We start from the raw sequence: 18,423 nt of genomic DNA, 5'->3' as shown, positions 1-18,423 counted from the left end.
CAATAAAATGGCAATTACATTAAATAAAGGCGGCAATCTTTCACTCAGCAAGACTGATCCGTCATTAACCCAAGTTTTAGTGGGTTTAGGCTGGGATGCGCGTGCAACCGATGGCGTCGATTTTGATTTGGACGCATCTGCATTTTTATTGGGGGCAAATGATAAAGTTCGTGGCGAACATGATTTTATTTTTTATAACCAGCCACGCTCACCAGAAGGTTCAGTCGAACATACTGGTGACAACCGCACAGGTGCGGGAGATGGCGATGACGAAAGCCTGAAAATTGATTTGATGCGCTTACCTGCCGATGTGCAAAAAATCATTTTCACGGTAACCATTCATGATGCTGAAGCACGTCGCCAAAACTTTGGTCAGGTGCAAAATGCCTTTATCCGTATTGTAAACAATGCTTCACAGCATGAAATTGTACGTTTTGATCTGAATGAAGATTATTCGACTGAAACCGCGATGGTGTTTGGTGAATTGTATCGCCACAACGATGAATGGAAATTCCGAGCAGTGGGACAGGGTTATGCGGGTGGTCTGCGTATGATGTGCCATCAATATGGTATCAATATCTAACTGAGCAGGTTCGATGAAACATTTTCGTTTTTCGATAATTTTCAGCATGGTCTGCCTTGCGCTATCTGCCTACTGGGGCTTTACCCACGGGGCAGACGCGGGGCTGATGACGATGCTCAAAGCCCTTGCCATCACGGGGATTTTAGCCGTGATGGAAGTTTCACTGTCATTTGACAATGCTGTAGTCAACGCTTCGGTACTCAAAACATGGAACCAGTTCTGGCGCACCTTGTTTTTAACCGCAGGGATTATTGTTGCCGTATTTGGTATGCGCTTGTTATTCCCATTGTTAATTGTGGGAGTGACCGCAGATATGAGCATTGTCGATGTTGCTCAACTGGCACTGAATGACCCGAAAAGTTACTCTGAAAAACTCTTGGCACATCATCCTGAAATTGCAGCTTTTGGCGGTATGTTCTTGCTGCTCGTGTTCTTGAACTTCTTGTTTGATGACGAAAAAGACTCACACTGGTTTCACTGGTTAGAGTCCAAACTCGCCAATTTAGCCAGTATTCCTGCGATTTCAGTATTTTTGGCGCTGATTTCATTGTTGGTTATGGCGCACTTTGTACCAGAAGCAACCAAACTGGCTGTGGTGGCATCAGGGATATGGGGCATTGTGATTTATATTGGCGTGCAGGTGATTGGTCATTTGCTCGAAAGTAGTGATGCAGATGACAAAGGAACCGAAAATCATCAGCAAGGTGCATCGATAGGTGACACTGTTGCAACCGTAGCAAAAGGTGGCATCGGCGGTTTTTTATATCTGGAAGTTCTCGATGCTTCGTTTAGTTTTGATGGCGTGATTGGGGCATTTGCGATTACCAACGATGTAGTGATTATTATGCTCGGTTTGGCAATCGGTGCGATGTTTGTACGGTCTATGACGGTCTTCTTGGTTGAAAAAGGCACATTAGATGCCTATATATTCCTAGAGCATGGCGCGCATTATGCAATTGGTGCGCTGGCATTGATTATGCTCGCCAGTGGTACAGGCGTGCATGTTCCTGAAGTGGTCACTGGTTTGATCGGGATTGCCTTTATTGTTTGGGCAGTTTTATCTTCAATTTCTTATAGTAAAAAACAACATTAATTTAATTTGATACAGCAGAAGGAAATTTAAATCATGGCAATTAACTTGTCTAAAGGCGGCAACATCAACTTATCTAAAACCGCACCGAGCATGAACCTTGTCGATCTTGGCTTGGGCTGGAACCCGCGTGTGACCGATGGTAAGGCTTTTGACCTTGACGCTGTGGCATTCTTAGTCAGTGAAAATGGTAAAGTGCGTCGCGATACCGACTTTATTTTCTTTAACCAAAAACAGTCAGACTGTGGCTCAGTAGTTCACAACGGTGATAACCGTACAGGTGAAGGCGATGGCGATGATGAAACTGTATCGGTTAATTTAGCCAAAGTCCCTACGGATGTGGCAAAAGTAATTTTTGCGGTCAACATTCACGAAGGTCAGCAAAATGGTCAAAATTTTGGCCAAGTCGACAAAGCCTATATCCGTGTATTGAACAAAGACAATGCCAATGAAGAAGTGGCACGTTTCGACTTGTCAGAAGATGGCAGTACTGAAACAGCAATGATTTTTGGTGAATTGTACCGTCACAGTGGCGAATGGAAATTCAAAGCTGTCGGTCAAGGTTTCAATGGTGGTTTAGGTGCATTGGCTGCCAGCTATGGTGTAGCTGTATAAGTTCCAAAGTGCTAAAAGAGCAATCTTTTAGCACTTGAAAAGCTGTTTAGAGGCAGTTTTTCAAGTGCTAATCGACAAGAACCTATTCACATGGAACTCATTTCAGGGCAAAAACTCCCGCTGAAAAACTTATTCGAACAACAGCAATTTCGGTTACGAATTCAATTTAACACTCTGCATACCCTTGATCTGTCCTGTTTTGCTTTAGATCAGCATGATCGGCTGATTCATGACGATTACATGGTTTTTTATAACCAACCTCATTCACCGCAAAAAGAGGTCTGCTATAGCGTGAGTGGAGCAATCCATGAATTTCAGATCAACCTTGCCAAAACCAATCCCAATATAGTTTCTCGCTTGGTATTTTGTGCTGCCTTAGAAAATCAACAGCTCAGTATGCACGATATCCAAAGTGGTGTGGTTGAGCTAATCAATAGCCAGTCGCAGGTTGTAGCCAGTTATCGCTTGCTCGGAAGCAGCTTTAAACAAGAAAAAGCCCTGCTGTTGCTTGAGGTGTATTTTAAAAATGATGCATGGCGTTTAGCTGTCATTGGGCAAGGTTTTAGTGGTGGCTTAGAAACCTTGGTCAAACATTTTGGCGCCAAGGTCAGTACGCCTGTAGCGCCAGTTGTATCGGGTATCTCGGCTGTGGATTTGCGTAAAAAAATCATTTTAGACAAGGTACAGGCAGATGCCCCGCATTTGCTGAATTTAACCAAAAAATCTCTGATCAGTCTGGAAAAAAATCAGCTTATCGGCGTGCGGGCACGCGTGGCATTGGTGCTGGATTATTCAGGTTCCATGCTGGGGCAATATCGTCGTGGTGATGTGCAGAAAGTGCTGAATCGGGTGATGCCGCTAGCGGTCAACTTTGATGACGATGCCAATTTTGAATGTTGGGCATTTGCCGAGCGCCCTCTGCGTTTAAGCGATGTGTCATTGCATAACCTGCCTGATTTTATTAACTGCGAACAGGGCGGTTATAAAAAATGGCAGGCAGGGGCGTGTATTAACAATGAACCCGCTGTGATACAGGAGGTGGTGCAGTATTTTCTCAAAGAACAGCCAGATGATTTGCCTGTCTATATCGTATTTATTTCCGATGGTGGTGTTGGCAGTGCGACACAGATTAAACGCTTGTTACGTGAAAACTCTAACCAGCCGATTTTCTGGCAGTTTATCGGGATCGGTGGGCGTGGTTATGGCATTTTAGAACAGCTGGATACCTTAACTGACCGTGTGGTAGACAACTGTAATTTCTTTGCCATTGACCATTTGCAGAGCCTCTCAGAAAGTGAGCTGTATGATTTGATGCTACAAGAGTTCCCACAGTGGCTTGAACAAGCCAAGGCAAAACAGATTTTAAATTAAGAGGATCACAACATGGCTGAATTTAACTTGGTTGGTACACCTGAACCGTTTTTACATGTATCACTGCGTCAGGGTGAAAAAATTTATTGTGAATCCGATGCCATGGTCATGATGGAATCAAATCTGGAGCTTGGCGGTAACTTGCGTGGTGGTTTGTTCCAGTCAGTGATGCGTAAATTCACAACAGGTGAATCGCTGTTTCAACAAGAAATCAAAGCCTCTTTTGGGGCTGGTGAATGTTTGCTCTCACCAAATCTCGATGGTGACATGCAGATTTTAAATATTGGTCAGCAGCAATATGTGCTGTCCGATGGGGCTTTTGTCGCTTCAACCGAACAGGTCAATGTCAAAGCCAAAGTTCAGACCAATTTGGGTGGTAGCCTGTTTGGTGACAATGGTGGTTTTGTAGTGATGGAAACCTCAGGGCAGGGGCAACTGTGTATTTCAGGTTGTGGCACGCTGATGGAAGTTGAGGTCAATCCTCAAAATGGGGAAACCATTATTGACAATGGTCATGTGGTGGCATGGGATTCATCGTTAAGCTACAACATAGGCATGCCAAGTTCGCGTAATCGTGGCATGTTCAGCAATTTGTTAAATAGTGTCACCAGTGGCGAAGGCATGGTCTTAAAGTTTCAAGGCTATGGTAAAGTCATCATTTGTTCGCGAAATCGCAACAGTTATATTACTTGGTTGGCGTCAGTACTCAATTTAGGCCAACGATCATAAAATAGGAAAAAACATGAGCATTAGCTTAGTTAAAGGTCAGAAAATTTCACTCGCAAAACAAGATGGTTCAAGTCTGTCTAAAATCTTTTTAGGCGCAGGTTGGGACGTTGCCAAAAGTGGTGGTTTATTTGGCATGTTTGGTGGTGGTAACAACAGCATTGATTTGGACGTATCGGCAATCACCTTTGATGCGAACAAGCGCCAAATCGATAATGTCTACTTTGGGCAATTGCGTAGCCGTGACGGCAGTATTGTACATTCGGGCGATAACCTGACAGGTGCAGGCGATGGCGATGATGAAGTGGTTTATGTTGACTTAAGCCAAGTACCGTCCAATGTCAGCTCGATTGTCTTTACCATCAGTAGTTTCCGTGGTCAAACATTTGAAAAAGTTGAAAATGCGTTTTGTCGCTTGGTCGATCAAAATAGTAATCAGCAAATTGCGCACTATAATTTGTCAGCCAAAGGTAACTACACGGCATTGATTATTGCTAAAGTCTACCGTCATGACGGTGCATGGAAAATGTCTGCGTTAGGCGAAACCTGCAACGGGCGTACCTTGCATGACATCGTACCGCATGTGGTGAATTATCTATAAATTGTTGTATTTGAAACCAAGCCTGAGTTGAGTGATCAACTCAGGCTTTTTAATGGTTGTTATTTGCTCTTGAATCAGCTTGAAGCAAGCGATGGAAAGATCTATTTCCATACTTTTCAGCCGAAAAATTCAAGTTAAAAATCTATATAAAAATATGAGAAAGATTGGGGAAATGTACAGTAAGAGATTGAACGAACTAAAAATTTTTAGAAAATGATAGAGATACTAAAACTCTGATAGCAGTCTTATTTTTACTTGGTGGTGATGTGTGAGTATGCACTCCATCTTTATGGAGTTTTCTCCTGAGAGTAAATTACGCAAAGAAAAAGGCACTTACCTTTCGATAAGTGCCTTTTGAATTTGGAGCGGGAAACGAGACTCGAACTCGCGACCCCAACCTTGGCAAGGTTATGCTCTACCAACTGAGCTATTCCCGCATATTGAGCAGTTTTTACTAAAACTTGCACTAAAAAAACCAAATCTGGAGCGGGAAACGAGACTCGAACTCGCGACCCCAACCTTGGCAAGGTTATGCTCTACCAACTGAGCTATTCCCGCGTGAGGCATATATTACATTAAGTAGATTTAGAATCAACTCATTTTCTAGGTTTATTGAATTAATTGCATAAAATAAAAGCAAAATCTGGAAAATTTTAAATCCTGATCGCCATCCAAATGCTTTCACCGAGTAGAAAACCCTGTGAATTTATCAAAAATTGCTATACTCAAGACATGATCTTTTTATGTAATAGGACAGTTTCTCATGAGTTTAGAGCAACAATTAATTGAGCGGTTACAACATTTACAGCCTACCCATTTAGAAGTGATTAATGAATCTGCAGGGCATGGAGGGTATTATCCTGGAAAAGAATCACATTTTAAGGTGGTGATTGTCAGTGAAGCATTTGAGGGCTTGCGCTTAGTCCAGCGTCATCAAAAAATTTATACACTTGCAGCAGAATTACTGGCGCCGAATGCGATTCATGCCTTAGCCATTCATGCTTATTTGCCAAGCGAATGGCAAGGTCAAGCACCCGATAGTCCAGAATGTGCTCATGCACCTAAAGCTTAAGGATACTGCATGAATACGTTGCTCTTATTAAAAATCCTGCATGGTGTAGGCGTTGTATTGTTACTGTTGATGCTCGCGCTTAGTAGTAGGCATCTATTTCGTCTGCAGGATGAGCAGCTTGCCGCCAAAACACCGCGTTTGGTGATTGCATTGCAACATTCAACTTTTACACTCATGTTGCTGACGGGTGGTGCGTTGTTATGGATGAAGCATTTTCAGGTGCAACCTTGGTTTTATGCTAAAGCCGCGCTATTTGTCGTTATCTTTTCTTCATTAATCAAAGCCTTTCGTCGTAAAGAAGGTATTTTACTGGTACAGCGCCGTGCAGGTATCGTGATTGCTTGGATTGCCCTGTTTGCGATTTTACTGTTGGTGAAGATCAAGCCCGTATTTTCATAATTGTTGGACAGCTTTAATTACTGACAAAAGGCTCTAGGGTAGACTAGGGCATCAGACCATTAAAATAATTAGGATAAAACTATGCTGACACGTGTCATTTTCAATCAAAAAGGTGGCGTTGGGAAATCTAGCATTGCGGTGAACCTTGCCAGTCTCAGTGCCCATCATGGTTTAAAAACACTGGTGATTGACCTCGATCCGCAGTCCAATGCCAGCCAATACCTGCTTGGAGATGCCGCCACTTTTAATGGTCGTCAGCAGGCATTGGAACCGAATATTGAAAATTTTTATCAGGAAGTTTTGGGAACCTCAAGTAAAAGCCTGATTGGCAATACGCTCGGAGCATTGCTGAAGTCACGGGTACAAGGTCTGGAAAGCTATACCCATCAGTCACCGTTTAGTCATCTCGATATTTTGGTCGCAAGCCCTAGCCTTGGGGCACTCGAATACAGTCTGGAAAGCAAACATAAAATTTATAAACTGCGCGATGCTATTGCTGAGCTGTCTGGAAAATATGATCGTATTTATATTGATACGCCACCCGCTTTTAACTTCTTTACCCTGTCAGCGCTCATTGCGGCTGACCGTGTACTTATTCCCTTTGATTGTGATGTATTTTCACAACGTGCCTTACAAACACTCATTGAAAATATTTTAGAAACGCAAGATGATCATAATCAACGACTGGAAATTGAAGGGATTGTAGTGAATCAGTTTCAGGCTCAGGCAAAACTGCCGCGTGAAGTGGTACAGCAACTTAAAGAACAGGGTTTACCTGTCTTGAATAACATGTTGCCGCCTTCGATCCTGATGAAAGAATCACACCACAAGAATAAACCTTTGATTTATCTGGCACCCGAACACAAACTCAGTCAGGCGTATTCGGCTTTGTTTGCAGAAATAGAACAACTTTCCTGAGGTGAGACATGAAAAACTGGGCGATAGCAGCAAGTATAGTGGTTGGCATGGCATTGACAGGTTGTGCCACAACGGTCAAACCTAGTTATGTGTCGCCCACCCAGTATCAGGCACTAAACTGTACACAGCTACAAGGTGAATATGACCGTATTCAGCACTATCTAGAACAAGGCGTAGAGCCAGAAAAACGGACTGGTGTTGGGGTGGGTGTTGGTGTAGGTGGTGGTTTTGGGCGAGGTGGCTGGGGCTTTGGCCCAACCTTTTCCGTAAATTTGGGACAATCATCCAATACCAAGCGTAGTGAAATCGCCCAACTACTGGGGCAGCAGGATGCCATTGTGCAGGCTGCGCATTTTAAAAACTGCCGAATCTTGACCGTGAAAAAATAAACCACATAAAAAAAGGTCGATGATTCGACCTTTTTTTTATTTTTTAGTTTAGCTGGCTCTGTTGCTACGGATTTTTGCCCGCACAAACTCAATAACGGCAGGAAGTAAGCTAAATACAATAATACCGAGCATGAGGTGGCTAAAGTTATTTTTGACAAAAGGACGTGTACCAAAAAAATAACCAATGGTAATAAATGAACCGACCCAAGCAAATCCACCAATTGCATTAAAAGTTAAAAAATGTTTGTAGTTCATACGACCTGCACCAGCAACAAAAGGTGCGAAGGTACGAATAAATGGCATAAAGCGCGCAATAATAATGGTTTTTCCACCATATTTTTCAAAGAATACATGGGTTTTAAGGAGATGATCTTTTTTAATAAAGCGTGATTCCATTTCAAATATGCGAGGACCAATGTAGCGCCCGATGTGATAGTTTAAAGTATCACCGAGCACGGCAGCGATAAATAGCAAGCCAATTAAAAGCCACGGATCCATTTGCCCTGTACTTGCCGCAAGCGCACCTGCTGCAAACAACAGGCTGTCGCCTGGTAAAAATGGCATGACCACTAGACCTGTTTCGACAAAAATAATCAAAAATAGAATGGCATAAATCCAAGTACCATATTCTTTAATAAATTCAAGAAGATGTTGGTCAACATGTAAAATGAAATTGATGAGTTCCATGTAGAAATAGTGGCAGCAAAGGGTAGCTAGATGCTAGCAGCCCCCACATGGAATGTCAGTAATAAAGCGGTGCAATTTTACGATTTAGTACATTTTATTTTTTAGTAAATTATTGATCATCAGTCACAACTTGCTTTTAAGTTGTGAAAACGTGCAGTTTTTAAGCCCAAAAAAGTAATACTGAGCGTGTAGGCAATAAAAAAAGGACTCAGATGAGTCCTTTTTTACTTTAGATAAAATATCTAAATTAGAAACGTGCTTTGGCATTCAAACCGATAGTTTGAGTGTCGAAGTTGTTGCCAGTTGTATGGCTAGAGTTTGCATTAGTATAAGTTGCGCCAACAGAGACAGCAGGAGTGATGAAGTAATTCACGTTTGCACCCCAGATTTTGTCAAATACAGCTTCTGATTCAGAAGTTCCTGCAAATGATGCACCAACGCTTAGTTTAGGTGTCAAGTAAAGGTCAGTGTTGAACTCATAAGATGTTGCTTGACCAAACACGATGCCTGCATCAAAACCAAGTGACATGTTAGTACCATCAATCGCACCAACGTATTTAGTACGCGCAGTTACAACATCTTGTTTGTCACTGATAGAAGCAGTTTCGCCAACAGCATTCACAAAACCTTTGTTCAAGATACGGAAAGTATCTAGAGAGAACTGGTTTGCAACGTTGCTATAACCAACAGCAACCAAGAAGTTGTTTGTAGGCATTGCACCAACTTCTAATGCATAGCGGTCGCCTTTGTCATCACGAGCAAAATTATTTTTGCTATCTACATCAGTGTGGTTGTAAGACGCACTTGCATATAACGGAATTGAAGCAGTGTAAGGAGTTGTGAAGTAAGTTTCACCTTTCACGCCATATGTACCGATATGATAGTTGACGCTATTTTTTTGGCTATATTGTTCATAGCTATAACCAACAGATACATTTGATGCTTTGTTTAAAAATGCAGCTTCAGCTAAAGGGCCTTTAGAAGCATCAACATTTTTGAAATAGTAAGTACCTTGAAGGTCACCTGTGTAGTTTTTGTCATTGGCAGTAGTATTTAAATATTCTGACTGACCTTGCACTTCAAATTGGTATGCGTGAGCACCAGTCATGGCGAATAGAACTGCAGCTGCTAAACCGATTTTTTTCATGTTGAGTTCCAGTATGTTTAGTTTGATTCTGGGGATTATTGTATTGTTACAAAATATTAAGTCAATGAATGTAAACGGATTATATTTTTAAGTTTTGCGATTTAAGTTTGATGATGATTAAAAAATGATCAAATAAACTTGTTTTTTGGGGATTTAAAATTTGCCGTATTAACAATCAGCTATCGGAAATGTGAATGAATTGTGGAAGAAAAATAGGTTATTAATTAGACGATTTGTCATCGAATAAAATAATTAAATATGGATTTATGATTTGTAAAAACGCAATTTTATTAAAATATAATAATTATTATTATAAAAGCGGTTCTCATTTTTATTTGAAAAATAATATAATTAAATAATAAATATCATAAGGTTAAATAAATTTACCTCTATTACATTATGTTACTCTAATTACACAAGATTATATTGAAAGTTACAAAGCTATTAGGAAAGAAGCAAACTATTTTGAAAGACATTTTTCAATGTTTGCATTTGTCACAAAATTGACATCAATCTATAAAAAAAGATGCACAGACGAACTATACATCTTTTGGTTTCTACAAGCCTAAAGTGAGATTATTTATCTTGTAAAAGAGGTTTTAAAAAACGCCCTGTATGTGAAATCGCAACTTCTGCCACTTGCTCAGGTGTGCCTTCGGCAATGATTTCACCACCACCAGAGCCACCTTCAGGCCCTAAGTCGATAATCCAGTCGGCAGTTTTAATCACATCCAGATTATGTTCAATCACCACAATAGAGTTTCCTTTGTTGCGTAGCTCATGCAGGATATCGAGCAGCTTGGCAATGTCATGAAAATGCAGCCCTGTGGTCGGCTCATCCAGAATATACAAGGTTTTGCCTGTATCTCGTTTTGCCAGTTCGCGCGCCAGTTTCACCCGCTGTGCTTCACCACCAGACAGGGTAGTTGCTGCCTGACCCAAACGGATATAACCCAAGCCAACTTGCATCAAGGTATCTAAACGGCGGTGAATCACGGGAATGGCATTAAAAAATTCTGCTGCATCTTCAACCGTCATGTTTAACACATCGGAAATGTTCTTGCCTTTATAACCGACTTCCAATGTTTCGCGATTGTAGCGCTTGCCATGACAGGCATCACAGGGCACATACATGTCAGGTAAAAAGTGCATCGCGACTTTAATCATGCCATCGCCTTCGCAGGCTTCACAGCGCCCACCTTTGACATTAAATGAGAAACGTCCTGCACTATAACCACGAGCTTTGGCTTCAGGGGTTTGTGCAAACAGCTCGCGAATCGGGGTAAATACGCCTGTGTAGGTTGCAGGGTTCGAGCGTGGGGTACGTCCAATCGGGCTTTGGTCAATATCGACCACTTTATCCAGATGTTGCAAGCCATCAATTGACTGGTATTTTTCCGCTGTCAGGGTAGTTGCACCGTTGAGTTCGGTTGCCGCAAGCGGTAATAAAGTACGGTTAATTAGGGTCGATTTGCCTGAACCCGAAACGCCTGTGATACAGGTCATCACGCCTAAAGGCAGATTCAAAGTGACATTTTTCAGGTTGTGTCCAGATGCTCCACAAAGTTGAATGGTATTTTCAGGGTTTGGTGGGGTAACGCGCTGTTCAGGCACTGCAATTTTTAGTTTGCCTGCTAAGTATTGCCCCGTCAGCGAGTTTTTATTTTTTGCCAGTTGCTTGGCAGTCCCTTCGGCAATAATTTCCCCGCCATGTACTCCAGCGCCTGGCCCAATATCAATAATATGGTCAGCAGCACGAATCGCATCTTCATCATGTTCAACCACCAGTACCGTATTGCCCAAGTCACGCAAGCGAATCAGGGTTTGCAGCAGACGGTCATTGTCACGTTGATGCAAGCCAATCGAAGGTTCATCGAGAACATACATCACGCCCATCAACCCAGCCCCGATTTGTGAAGCCAGACGAATACGTTGGGCTTCGCCGCCTGACAAGGTTTCAGCCGAACGTGACAGACTCAAATAATTTAGCCCGACGCTGACTAAAAATTGTAGGCGTTCACGGATTTCTTTAAAAATTTTATCGGCAATTTCGCCTTTCGCACCTTCAAGACTCAAATGTTGATAATAATCTGCCGCATCGCCAATCGACATGCTTGTGATTTGCTCAATGCTGTGGTCTTTGACTTTGACGTGGCGTGAAATTTCGTTCAGGCGTGAACCACCGCAGGCATCACAGGCCGCATTGGATAAATACTGCGCCAAGTCATCGCGGATATAGTTGCTTTCAGTTTCGCGGTAACGGCGCTCTAAATGTGGCAGTATGCCCTCAAATGCCATGACACGACTGTGTTTACGCCCACGTTCATCAATATAGCTCAGGTCGATTTTCTCTTTGTCTGTACCATTCAGGAATTTCTTTTGGGTATCTTTGTCGAGATCTTGCCACGGGCAATTTAAATCAAAGCCATAGTGTGCTGCGACTTTTTCTAGCATGGTGTAGTAGTAAGGACGCTGGCGATCCCAACCGCGGATTGCCCCCTGATAAATCGAGAGCTGTGGATTGGGAATCAGTTTTTCGGCACTGAAATGACTACGTGTTCCCAAACCATCACACACTGGGCAAGCGCCAAAGGGATTGTTGAAGGAGAACATGCGTGGTTCAAGTTCTGCCACGGCACGGTCACATTTAGGGCAGGAGTGACGCGCTGAAAATACGCGGTCAGGCTGTTCGCCTTTCATCCAGGTTAAAATCGCCAGATCGCCGCCTAAACGCAGTGCAGTTTCAAAGGATTCTGCTAGACGGTTCCCCAGATCATCACGCACTTTAAAGCGGTCGATCACGACTTCGATGGTGTGTTTTTTCTTTTTATCCAGCTCAGGCGGGCTGTCGATGTCAATGATTTCCCCGTCGACACGGGCGCGAACAAAGCCCTGACTTTGCAGTTGTTCAAACAGGGTGCTGTATTCGCCTTTACGTTCACGCACCACAGGTGCAAGCAGCATCAGTGCTGTACCTTCCTCTAATGCTTTGACGGCATCGACCATTTCAGACACGGTTTGTGCCACCATTGGTAGGTCATGTTCAGGGCAATAGGGCGTGCCGACACGAGCATAGAGTAGACGCAAATAGTCGTAAATTTCAGTAATTGTACCCACCGTTGAACGTGGGTTATGGCTGGTTGATTTTTGCTCAATGGCAATCGCTGGGCTTAAACCTTCAATAGAATCGACTTCGGGTTTTTCCATTTGCGATAAAAACTGGCGTGCGTATGCAGAAAGCGATTCGACATAACGGCGTTGACCTTCGGCGTATAAGGTATCGAACGCTAGTGAAGATTTTCCTGATCCCGAAAGCCCTGTAATCACTACAAATTTATCGCGTGGAATATCAAGGGACACATTTTTTAGGTTATGGGTACGTGCGCCTCGAATACGGATATGACTGTGACTCATAAGATCTCTCGGTAATATGCAAGTAGAAACTGCTATATGATAACGATTTAAAATTGTTCAAGCTGTAACAAAACGAATTTAAGCGTCAGATTGTGTCGGGCAAATGAAAGAGGATAAAAGCAATGATAATCGGAAAAATTTTAATTGCACTGATTGGCTTGTTGCATGTGTATATTTTGGTTTTAGAAATGTTTTTATGGAATAAACCTGCTGGCTTAAAAGCCTTTGGCAATAGTTTGGAAAAAGCACAACTCACCAAAGTCTTGGCACAAAATCAAGGGCTGTATAATGGCTTTCTTGCCGCAGGGTTATTTTGGTCATTGTTGCTCAGTAATCCAGATTTTGCGCGCGCAATTGCCACGTTCTTTTTAGGCTGTGTTTTTGTGGCAGGCGTTTATGGGGGGGTAACGGCCAGCAAAAAGATTATTTATATTCAGGCTGTACCCGCGTTGCTGACCTTACTGGTGGTGCATTTCACTTAAATAGAGACAGCATCTATAAAAAGCACAGAAAAAATGTTCATACACATTTGGAAAATTGTCTAAATCAAGAAAATCAAAACCCTTGGGACGATGGCAGTTATATTTGCCAATAAAATTCAGCATGAAATCCTGAATAGGGCGACTGGTAAAATAAATCAGATCAGTCGCAGCAGAAATGCAAGCAGCCTTGATGCAGATAGATTTGTTCGTGATCAAACCAACACTGCCTCAGGGTCACCATGGCCCTGAGTGCTTCTATAACTTACCTGTCTTTGAGCATGGTGGTCATTTTAAGAAATCATTGATCATGATGGTTATGGTTGAATTTGTTGATTCTTGCTGCTAAAGCCAGCATGGATTGCAATAAAACGTAGGCAGTGCACCAATTCTTTGTAAAATGTATTTCGGGATATTCAACAGGTACGGATAGATGTGGGCATTATTATTTAAATGTATGTTGGGCGCGTTGGTGGTATTGCTGATTTCCGTACTGTCGAAAAGCAAAGCATTTTATATTGCAGGGTTAGTGCCACTGTTTCCAACCTTTGCCCTGATTGCCCATGTCATTGTATTTCAGCAACAGGGGGCAGATGCGCTGCGCCGTACTGCCTTGTTTGGTTTATGGTCGCTGATTCCGTATGCGGTTTATTTGATTACGGTATATTTGCTTGCCACCCAAATGTCAGTATTGAGCTGTTTAAGTCTGGCAACACTGACATGGACGATTGCGGCAGGTATTTTACTGTATGGTTGGTATTTATGGGCTTAGCCTGTACTTGGTGCGCACTGGCTTTCGATGGCAATCACGGGTAATAAGCGGATTTCATACGATAACGCAGTCGTGATACATGTTTTAGAGTGATCCGATCTCGTGTATCAGTTAAAGTGGTGGCTAAAATTCTAGTCACCACGCTTGGGCACAAATAGCGACAACACATCATACAGACCATAGTTGCCATTTTTGCAAAGACTATCAATCGTCCACCCTATAAAAACTATAGCGTTGTCTTGCATTGACAGCCTTATGTTAATTCATGCCCAAAGAATTTCTTGCGCAGCCAAAAGCTGACACTGACCAGTGAGATCAGGACAGGCACTTCAACCAGTGGGCCAATCACCGTGGTAAAAGCGACAGGCGATGCCAGACCAAAAGTTGCCACTGCCACCGCAAGTGCCAGTTCAAAGTTATTGCCCGCGGCGGTAAATGAAATTGCCGTGCTGCGTGCATAGTTGTTGCCGAGCCATTTGCTCATGGCAAAACTCAGGAAAAACATCACGATAAAATAAATACTCAGCGGAATCGCGATACGCAGTACGTCAGTTGGCAAGCTCAGAACTTCTCCACCTTTCAGGCTAAACATGGCCACAATGGTCAACAGTAATGCCACTAGGCTGATCGGGCTGATTTTCGGTAAAAACTGGCTTTGATACCATGCTAAACCTTTGGCTTTGACCAAAATGCTACGGGTTAAGAACCCACAGAAAAATGGAATCCCTAAATAAGTCAGCACGGCTTGGCTAATGCCTAAAAAGCTCACGTCAATCACTTGCCCTTGTAGACCAAAATAGGGCGGTAAAAAGCTGAGAAAGAACCATGCATAGCTACTAAAAAACAGGATTTGAAACAGGCTGTTAAATGCCACCAATGCTGCAACATATTGGTTGTCGCCACAGGCTAGACCATTCCAGATCAGTACCATCGCAATACAACGCGCTAAACCGATCAGGATTAGCCCTGTCATGTAAGCAGGTGAGTCATGCAGAAAAATCACGGCTAAAGCAAACATCAGCATCGGTGCAATCAACCAGTTCTGAATTAAAGATAAGGCAAGGGTTTTCTTGTCCTTAAAAATTTCAGGCAGCGCTGTATAGTCTACTTTTGCCAGTGGTGGATACATCATTAAAATTAAACCAACGGCGATTGGTACATTAATTGAACCGACACTCAAATGACTGAGGGCGGTTGATGCTTGTGGGAAAAACTGTGAAATGGCAATTCCCAGCCCCATGGCTAGAAAAATCCACAGGGTCAGATTGCGATCGAGAAACGATAAACGAGATTGAGCCATAGCAAAACGTCATGTAAAAAAATTAATCACAGCAATGCAGTGAGGTTGAAGCTGCTGAGGGCAAAGGACTGTTTTGCTGCAACAAGGCTAAAATGTCATTGCACCATGTAGGCAGTTGCTCATGCAAGCGGTAATACACCCATTGCCCTTTGCGGCGGTCTTGTAAAACGCCAAAATTGCGTAGCAGGGCTAAATGCCGTGAAATTTTTGGTTGGCTGAGCTGTAGTTTGTCAGTCAAATCACAGACACATAATTCTTGATGTTGTGCGACCAATAACACCAGATTGAGACGGGTTTCGTCAGCAAGACATTTAAAAAATTGTACTTGATCCATATTTTCAACCTGAGACACATTGCCCATGTTCATCAATAATCTGTTCGCCATCTTCTTTATAAAAAGCACCAAGCTGCGGTAAGGGTAAAATCTCCAGCACCACTTCAGACGGGCGGCACAGGCGTGTACCTTTTTCAGTCACAACAAAGGGGCGGTTGATTAAAATCGGATACTGCAACATAAAATACAGTAAGGCATCATCTGACCAGTGACTCTGTTCAAGTTGCAAATTAATGTAAGGTTCGACATTTTGACGTAAGGCTTCGCGCACGCTTAAACCCGCATCGTGAATCAGTTGAATCAGCTGTTCTTTGCTTGGCGGGTTTTTAAGATATTCAATGATTTCAGGTTCTGTGCCTGTATTTTTAATCAGGGCGAGCGTGTTACGCGATGTTCCACAAGCAGGATTGTGGTAAATCTTGATGCTGGTCGACATATCAAAACTTCAGTATATGGCAGATAAAAGCCTTTATATATGAATATCCATATATATGCAATTACAGATATATGACAGTTTAAAAAAGCGCCAGAATATGGCGCTATATGACTAGACAGGATCAAGTCCAAGCCAGTGCTGTTGATGATAGGCACTGTCCCAAAACAGCCATTCTAGCTCAGCACCGCGACGGTAAACCTGCTGCATTTTGGCAAGTGTATCAGCATCACAGCGTGCAGCTACTTTATCAATAGTGGCAATCACATTGTGTACCGCAGCGTGAAATTCTTCACCTGCATAGGTATCAATCCATGCTTGATACGGATTGTTGGCAGCCGAGTTTTCAACAATTGCCAATCCCACTTCGGCATAAATCCAGAAACAAGGCAATAAAGCTGCCAATACCACGGGATAGCTTTCTGACCATGCTGTTGCGAGTAAAAAAGAGGTGTAATGGTGGCACGCAAGGCTAAGTGGGGTATTGGCAAACTGTTCAGGGCTAATCCCAAACTGTTGCATAAACCCCGCATGTAAACTACGTTCCACAATAATCGCAATTTTTGCACCTTCCGAAAACTGCATGATGTCATCGGCGTCAAAAGCTTTGGCTGCTGCGACCGCAAGAATGCGTCCATATGCCAGTAAGTAATGCGAGTCTTGAATAATATAATGTTGAAAAGCTTCGGATTTGAGCGTGCCCTGCGCCAGCTCTTGGTTAAATGGATGCTGGACAATTTTTTGGTATAAGGCAAGGTTGTTCTGCCAGAGCTGCTCTGAAAAACGCATGGTCACTCCACGATGATACGAAAACTGCAATATAGCCTGTTTTTTTTAAATAGGTAAAAAAACAGAAGCGAGTATAATGCTGAGTATTCCTTTCTGATACATGCGAACACAGCATGTACTTTTTATTTTTTATAGGTCAGGTCAGTTCATGAAACATTTTCGTTTCTCATTTATTTTCAGCATCATCTGCTTGGGAATTGCAGCCTACTGGGGCTTCACGCATGGCCCTGAAGCTGGGGTTTCGACCATGCTACAGGCGCTCTCGGTGACTGCCATTTTGGCGATTATGGAAGTGTCTTTATCTTTCGATAATGCTGTGGTCAATGCATCGGTACTGCGCAGCTGGGATCATTTCTGGAAAATGATTTTCCTTACACTCGGGATGATTATTGCGGTGTTCGGTATGCGTCTGGTGTTCCCGATTGTGATTGTAGCGGTGACCGCTAACATGAACATGATGGATGTGGTCAGCATGGCACTCAATGATCCGAAAAATTACTCGATGCGTTTGATTGAACATCATGCGGAAATTGCAGCATTTGGTGGTGCATTCTTGGCACTGGTGTTTTTCAATTTCTTCCTTGATGCAGAAAAAGATACGCACTGGTTCAAATGGCTTGAAAAACGCCTGACCAACTTAGCTAATGTCCCTGCCATGTCAGTGTTTTTAACGCTGATCGCCTTACTTGTGATGGCACACAATGTGAGCGAGAGCGAGCGTTTGGCTGTGACCTTGTCAGGAATTTGGGGCATTGTGGTCTATATTGGGGTACAAGTGCTTGGGCATTTGCTCGGTGGTGAGCCTGAAGTGGACGAAGAAGCCAGTAGTTCAGGTAATGCTGCCAATGGCGTGATCAAAGCAGGTTTAGGCGGCTTCTTGTATCTGGAAGTGCTGGATGCATCCTTTAGTTTTGATGGGGTGATCGGGGCATTTGCGATTACTTCTGATGTCATCATCATTATGCTCGGGTTGGCAATTGGTGCGATGTTTGTGCGTTCTATGACGATTTATTTGGTCGAAAAAGGCACTTTAGAAGCCTATGTTTATTTGGAACATGGTGCGCATTATGCGATTGGAGCTTTGGCCGTGATTATGTTAGCCAGTGGTACAGGGGTGCATGTGCCTGAAGTGGTTACAGGATTAATTGGTGTAGCATTTATTGTTTGGGCGGTGATTGCTTCGATTCAATATAGTAAACGTCAGCTGATTGATTAAGGCAAATTTCAGGAAAATGTATAAAATGATGGGGTACAATGCTAATGCTGTTGTACCCCATTTTTATTTTTAATGCTTTGCTTGTTTG

The 18,423-nt window shown here is 42.9% G+C and carries 20 protein-coding genes and 2 tRNA genes; 13 read left to right on the top strand and 9 right to left on the bottom strand.

Annotation, left to right across the window (positions count from 1 at the left end; genetic code table 11):
• The first annotated feature begins 7 nt into the window (after window positions 1-7).
• The 6 genes from E0H77_RS10850 (at window position 8) to E0H77_RS10825 (ending at window position 4,986) form a co-directional block, all read left to right on the top strand.
• On the top strand, window positions 8-583 hold the full coding sequence (locus tag E0H77_RS10850; protein WP_131377911.1) for a TerD family protein: 576 nt from the start codon (window positions 8-10) through the stop codon (window positions 581-583).
• 13 nt (window positions 584-596) lie between these two features.
• Window positions 597-1,676, top strand: a complete 1,080-nt coding sequence (locus E0H77_RS10845; RefSeq protein WP_131377909.1) for a DUF475 domain-containing protein — start codon at window positions 597-599, stop codon at window positions 1,674-1,676.
• A gap of 33 nt (window positions 1,677-1,709) precedes the next feature.
• Entirely contained in the window at window positions 1,710-2,288 is a 579-nt protein-coding gene (locus E0H77_RS10840; protein ID WP_131377908.1) for a TerD family protein, read from the top strand.
• Between the two features lie 90 nt (window positions 2,289-2,378).
• Complete coding sequence (locus E0H77_RS10835; RefSeq protein WP_131377906.1) at window positions 2,379-3,659, top strand: VWA domain-containing protein; 1,281 nt, start codon at window positions 2,379-2,381, stop codon at window positions 3,657-3,659.
• Window positions 3,660-3,671: 12 nt separating this feature from the next.
• Window positions 3,672-4,388 carry a TIGR00266 family protein gene (locus E0H77_RS10830; protein WP_131377904.1) on the top strand — a complete coding sequence of 239 codons (717 nt, stop codon included), beginning with the start codon at window positions 3,672-3,674 and terminating at the stop codon, window positions 4,386-4,388.
• 13 nt (window positions 4,389-4,401) lie between these two features.
• Complete coding sequence (locus E0H77_RS10825) at window positions 4,402-4,986, top strand: TerD family protein (protein WP_131313044.1); 585 nt, start codon at window positions 4,402-4,404, stop codon at window positions 4,984-4,986.
• 361 nt (window positions 4,987-5,347) lie between these two features.
• On the opposite strand, the gene E0H77_RS10820 is transcribed toward E0H77_RS10825, so the two are convergent.
• A tRNA-Gly gene (locus E0H77_RS10820) sits at window positions 5,348-5,423 on the bottom strand.
• A 45-nt stretch (window positions 5,424-5,468) separates the two neighbouring features.
• Window positions 5,469-5,544, bottom strand: a tRNA-Gly gene (locus tag E0H77_RS10815).
• A 205-nt stretch (window positions 5,545-5,749) separates the two neighbouring features.
• Between E0H77_RS10815 and E0H77_RS10810 the strand changes: the two genes are divergently transcribed.
• From E0H77_RS10810 to E0H77_RS10795, 4 genes are all read left to right on the top strand, one after another.
• Window positions 5,750-6,058 (top strand): BolA family protein, encoded by a 309-nt coding sequence (locus tag E0H77_RS10810; protein ID WP_131377902.1) that lies wholly within the window; start codon window positions 5,750-5,752, stop codon window positions 6,056-6,058.
• A 9-nt stretch (window positions 6,059-6,067) separates the two neighbouring features.
• Entirely contained in the window at window positions 6,068-6,457 is a 390-nt protein-coding gene (locus E0H77_RS10805; RefSeq protein WP_131377900.1) for a SirB2 family protein, read from the top strand.
• A gap of 81 nt (window positions 6,458-6,538) precedes the next feature.
• Window positions 6,539-7,375 carry a ParA family protein gene (locus E0H77_RS10800; protein ID WP_131377898.1) on the top strand — a complete coding sequence of 279 codons (837 nt, stop codon included), beginning with the start codon at window positions 6,539-6,541 and terminating at the stop codon, window positions 7,373-7,375.
• An 8-nt stretch (window positions 7,376-7,383) separates the two neighbouring features.
• On the top strand, window positions 7,384-7,764 hold the full coding sequence (locus tag E0H77_RS10795; RefSeq protein WP_131377896.1) for a hypothetical protein: 381 nt from the start codon (window positions 7,384-7,386) through the stop codon (window positions 7,762-7,764).
• Window positions 7,765-7,812: 48 nt separating this feature from the next.
• Here E0H77_RS10795 and E0H77_RS10790 read toward each other — a convergent pair whose 3' ends face one another.
• The 3 genes from E0H77_RS10790 to uvrA form a co-directional block, all read right to left on the bottom strand.
• Window positions 7,813-8,451, bottom strand: a complete 639-nt coding sequence (locus tag E0H77_RS10790) for a DedA family protein (RefSeq protein WP_131377894.1) — start codon at window positions 8,449-8,451, stop codon at window positions 7,813-7,815.
• A 247-nt stretch (window positions 8,452-8,698) separates the two neighbouring features.
• Window positions 8,699-9,598, bottom strand: a complete 900-nt coding sequence (gene omp33-36 / locus E0H77_RS10785) for a porin Omp33-36 (RefSeq protein ID WP_131313008.1) — start codon at window positions 9,596-9,598, stop codon at window positions 8,699-8,701.
• Between the two features lie 576 nt (window positions 9,599-10,174).
• Window positions 10,175-13,012: an excinuclease ABC subunit UvrA gene (uvrA, locus tag E0H77_RS10780; protein ID WP_131377892.1), complete on the bottom strand. Its 2,838-nt coding sequence runs from the start codon at window positions 13,010-13,012 to the stop codon at window positions 10,175-10,177.
• A gap of 125 nt (window positions 13,013-13,137) precedes the next feature.
• Between uvrA and E0H77_RS10775 the strand changes: the two genes are divergently transcribed.
• On the top strand, window positions 13,138-13,494 hold the full coding sequence (locus E0H77_RS10775; protein ID WP_131378012.1) for a DUF1304 domain-containing protein: 357 nt from the start codon (window positions 13,138-13,140) through the stop codon (window positions 13,492-13,494).
• A gap of 430 nt (window positions 13,495-13,924) precedes the next feature.
• Window positions 13,925-14,263 (top strand): GlpM family protein, encoded by a 339-nt coding sequence (locus tag E0H77_RS10765; RefSeq protein WP_131377890.1) that lies wholly within the window; start codon window positions 13,925-13,927, stop codon window positions 14,261-14,263.
• Window positions 14,264-14,516: 253 nt separating this feature from the next.
• Here the strand turns inward: E0H77_RS10765 and arsB are convergent, their stop codons facing one another.
• The 4 genes from arsB to tenA all read right to left on the bottom strand — a co-directional run bounded on the left by arsB (window position 14,517) and on the right by tenA (window position 17,119).
• A complete protein-coding gene (arsB, locus tag E0H77_RS10760; protein ID WP_131377888.1) occupies window positions 14,517-15,563 on the bottom strand; it encodes an ACR3 family arsenite efflux transporter in 1,047 nt (348 codons plus the stop codon).
• 22 nt (window positions 15,564-15,585) lie between these two features.
• Window positions 15,586-15,897 (bottom strand): metalloregulator ArsR/SmtB family transcription factor, encoded by a 312-nt coding sequence (locus E0H77_RS10755; RefSeq protein WP_131377886.1) that lies wholly within the window; start codon window positions 15,895-15,897, stop codon window positions 15,586-15,588.
• Between the two features lie 4 nt (window positions 15,898-15,901).
• A complete protein-coding gene (gene arsC, locus E0H77_RS10750) occupies window positions 15,902-16,333 on the bottom strand; it encodes an arsenate reductase (glutaredoxin) (RefSeq protein ID WP_131377884.1) in 432 nt (143 codons plus the stop codon).
• A gap of 111 nt (window positions 16,334-16,444) precedes the next feature.
• Window positions 16,445-17,119, bottom strand: a complete 675-nt coding sequence (tenA, locus tag E0H77_RS10745; protein ID WP_131377882.1) for a thiaminase II — start codon at window positions 17,117-17,119, stop codon at window positions 16,445-16,447.
• A 148-nt stretch (window positions 17,120-17,267) separates the two neighbouring features.
• Between tenA and E0H77_RS10740 the strand changes: the two genes are divergently transcribed.
• Window positions 17,268-18,335, top strand: coding sequence for a DUF475 domain-containing protein (locus tag E0H77_RS10740; protein ID WP_131377880.1), 1,068 nt, complete (start codon window positions 17,268-17,270; stop codon window positions 18,333-18,335).
• Window positions 18,336-18,423 lie beyond the last annotated feature (88 nt).

The sequence above is a fragment of the Acinetobacter brisouioides genome, assembly GCF_004331075.1.
Lineage (GTDB): Bacteria > Pseudomonadota > Gammaproteobacteria > Pseudomonadales > Moraxellaceae > Acinetobacter.
Note: the sequence above shows the minus strand (reverse complement) of the source record. Positions and strands in the feature narration are given on the sequence as shown.

What these genes read in the sequence shown, in the direction of transcription:
- E0H77_RS10805 (WP_131377900.1), top strand. Translation starts at nt 6,068, where the DNA reads ATGAATACGTTGCTCTTATTAAAAATCCTGCATGGTGTAGGCGTTGTA.
- E0H77_RS10810 (WP_131377902.1), top strand. Translation starts at nt 5,750, where the DNA reads ATGAGTTTAGAGCAACAATTAATTGAGCGGTTACAACATTTACAGCCT.
- arsB (WP_131377888.1), bottom strand. Translation starts at nt 15,563, where the DNA reads ATGGCTCAATCTCGTTTATCGTTTCTCGATCGCAATCTGACCCTGTGG.
- E0H77_RS10740 (WP_131377880.1), top strand. Translation starts at nt 17,268, where the DNA reads ATGAAACATTTTCGTTTCTCATTTATTTTCAGCATCATCTGCTTGGGA.
- E0H77_RS10755 (WP_131377886.1), bottom strand. Translation starts at nt 15,897, where the DNA reads ATGGATCAAGTACAATTTTTTAAATGTCTTGCTGACGAAACCCGTCTC.
- uvrA (WP_131377892.1), bottom strand. Translation starts at nt 13,012, where the DNA reads ATGAGTCACAGTCATATCCGTATTCGAGGCGCACGTACCCATAACCTA.
- omp33-36 (WP_131313008.1), bottom strand. Translation starts at nt 9,598, where the DNA reads ATGAAAAAAATCGGTTTAGCAGCTGCAGTTCTATTCGCCATGACTGGT.
- E0H77_RS10850 (WP_131377911.1), top strand. Translation starts at nt 8, where the DNA reads ATGGCAATTACATTAAATAAAGGCGGCAATCTTTCACTCAGCAAGACT.
- E0H77_RS10840 (WP_131377908.1), top strand. Translation starts at nt 1,710, where the DNA reads ATGGCAATTAACTTGTCTAAAGGCGGCAACATCAACTTATCTAAAACC.
- E0H77_RS10830 (WP_131377904.1), top strand. Translation starts at nt 3,672, where the DNA reads ATGGCTGAATTTAACTTGGTTGGTACACCTGAACCGTTTTTACATGTA.
- E0H77_RS10800 (WP_131377898.1), top strand. Translation starts at nt 6,539, where the DNA reads ATGCTGACACGTGTCATTTTCAATCAAAAAGGTGGCGTTGGGAAATCT.
- E0H77_RS10835 (WP_131377906.1), top strand. Translation starts at nt 2,379, where the DNA reads ATGGAACTCATTTCAGGGCAAAAACTCCCGCTGAAAAACTTATTCGAA.
- arsC (WP_131377884.1), bottom strand. Translation starts at nt 16,333, where the DNA reads ATGTCGACCAGCATCAAGATTTACCACAATCCTGCTTGTGGAACATCG.
- tenA (WP_131377882.1), bottom strand. Translation starts at nt 17,119, where the DNA reads ATGCGTTTTTCAGAGCAGCTCTGGCAGAACAACCTTGCCTTATACCAA.
- E0H77_RS10795 (WP_131377896.1), top strand. Translation starts at nt 7,384, where the DNA reads ATGAAAAACTGGGCGATAGCAGCAAGTATAGTGGTTGGCATGGCATTG.
- E0H77_RS10765 (WP_131377890.1), top strand. Translation starts at nt 13,925, where the DNA reads ATGTGGGCATTATTATTTAAATGTATGTTGGGCGCGTTGGTGGTATTG.
- E0H77_RS10845 (WP_131377909.1), top strand. Translation starts at nt 597, where the DNA reads ATGAAACATTTTCGTTTTTCGATAATTTTCAGCATGGTCTGCCTTGCG.
- E0H77_RS10825 (WP_131313044.1), top strand. Translation starts at nt 4,402, where the DNA reads ATGAGCATTAGCTTAGTTAAAGGTCAGAAAATTTCACTCGCAAAACAA.
- E0H77_RS10790 (WP_131377894.1), bottom strand. Translation starts at nt 8,451, where the DNA reads ATGGAACTCATCAATTTCATTTTACATGTTGACCAACATCTTCTTGAA.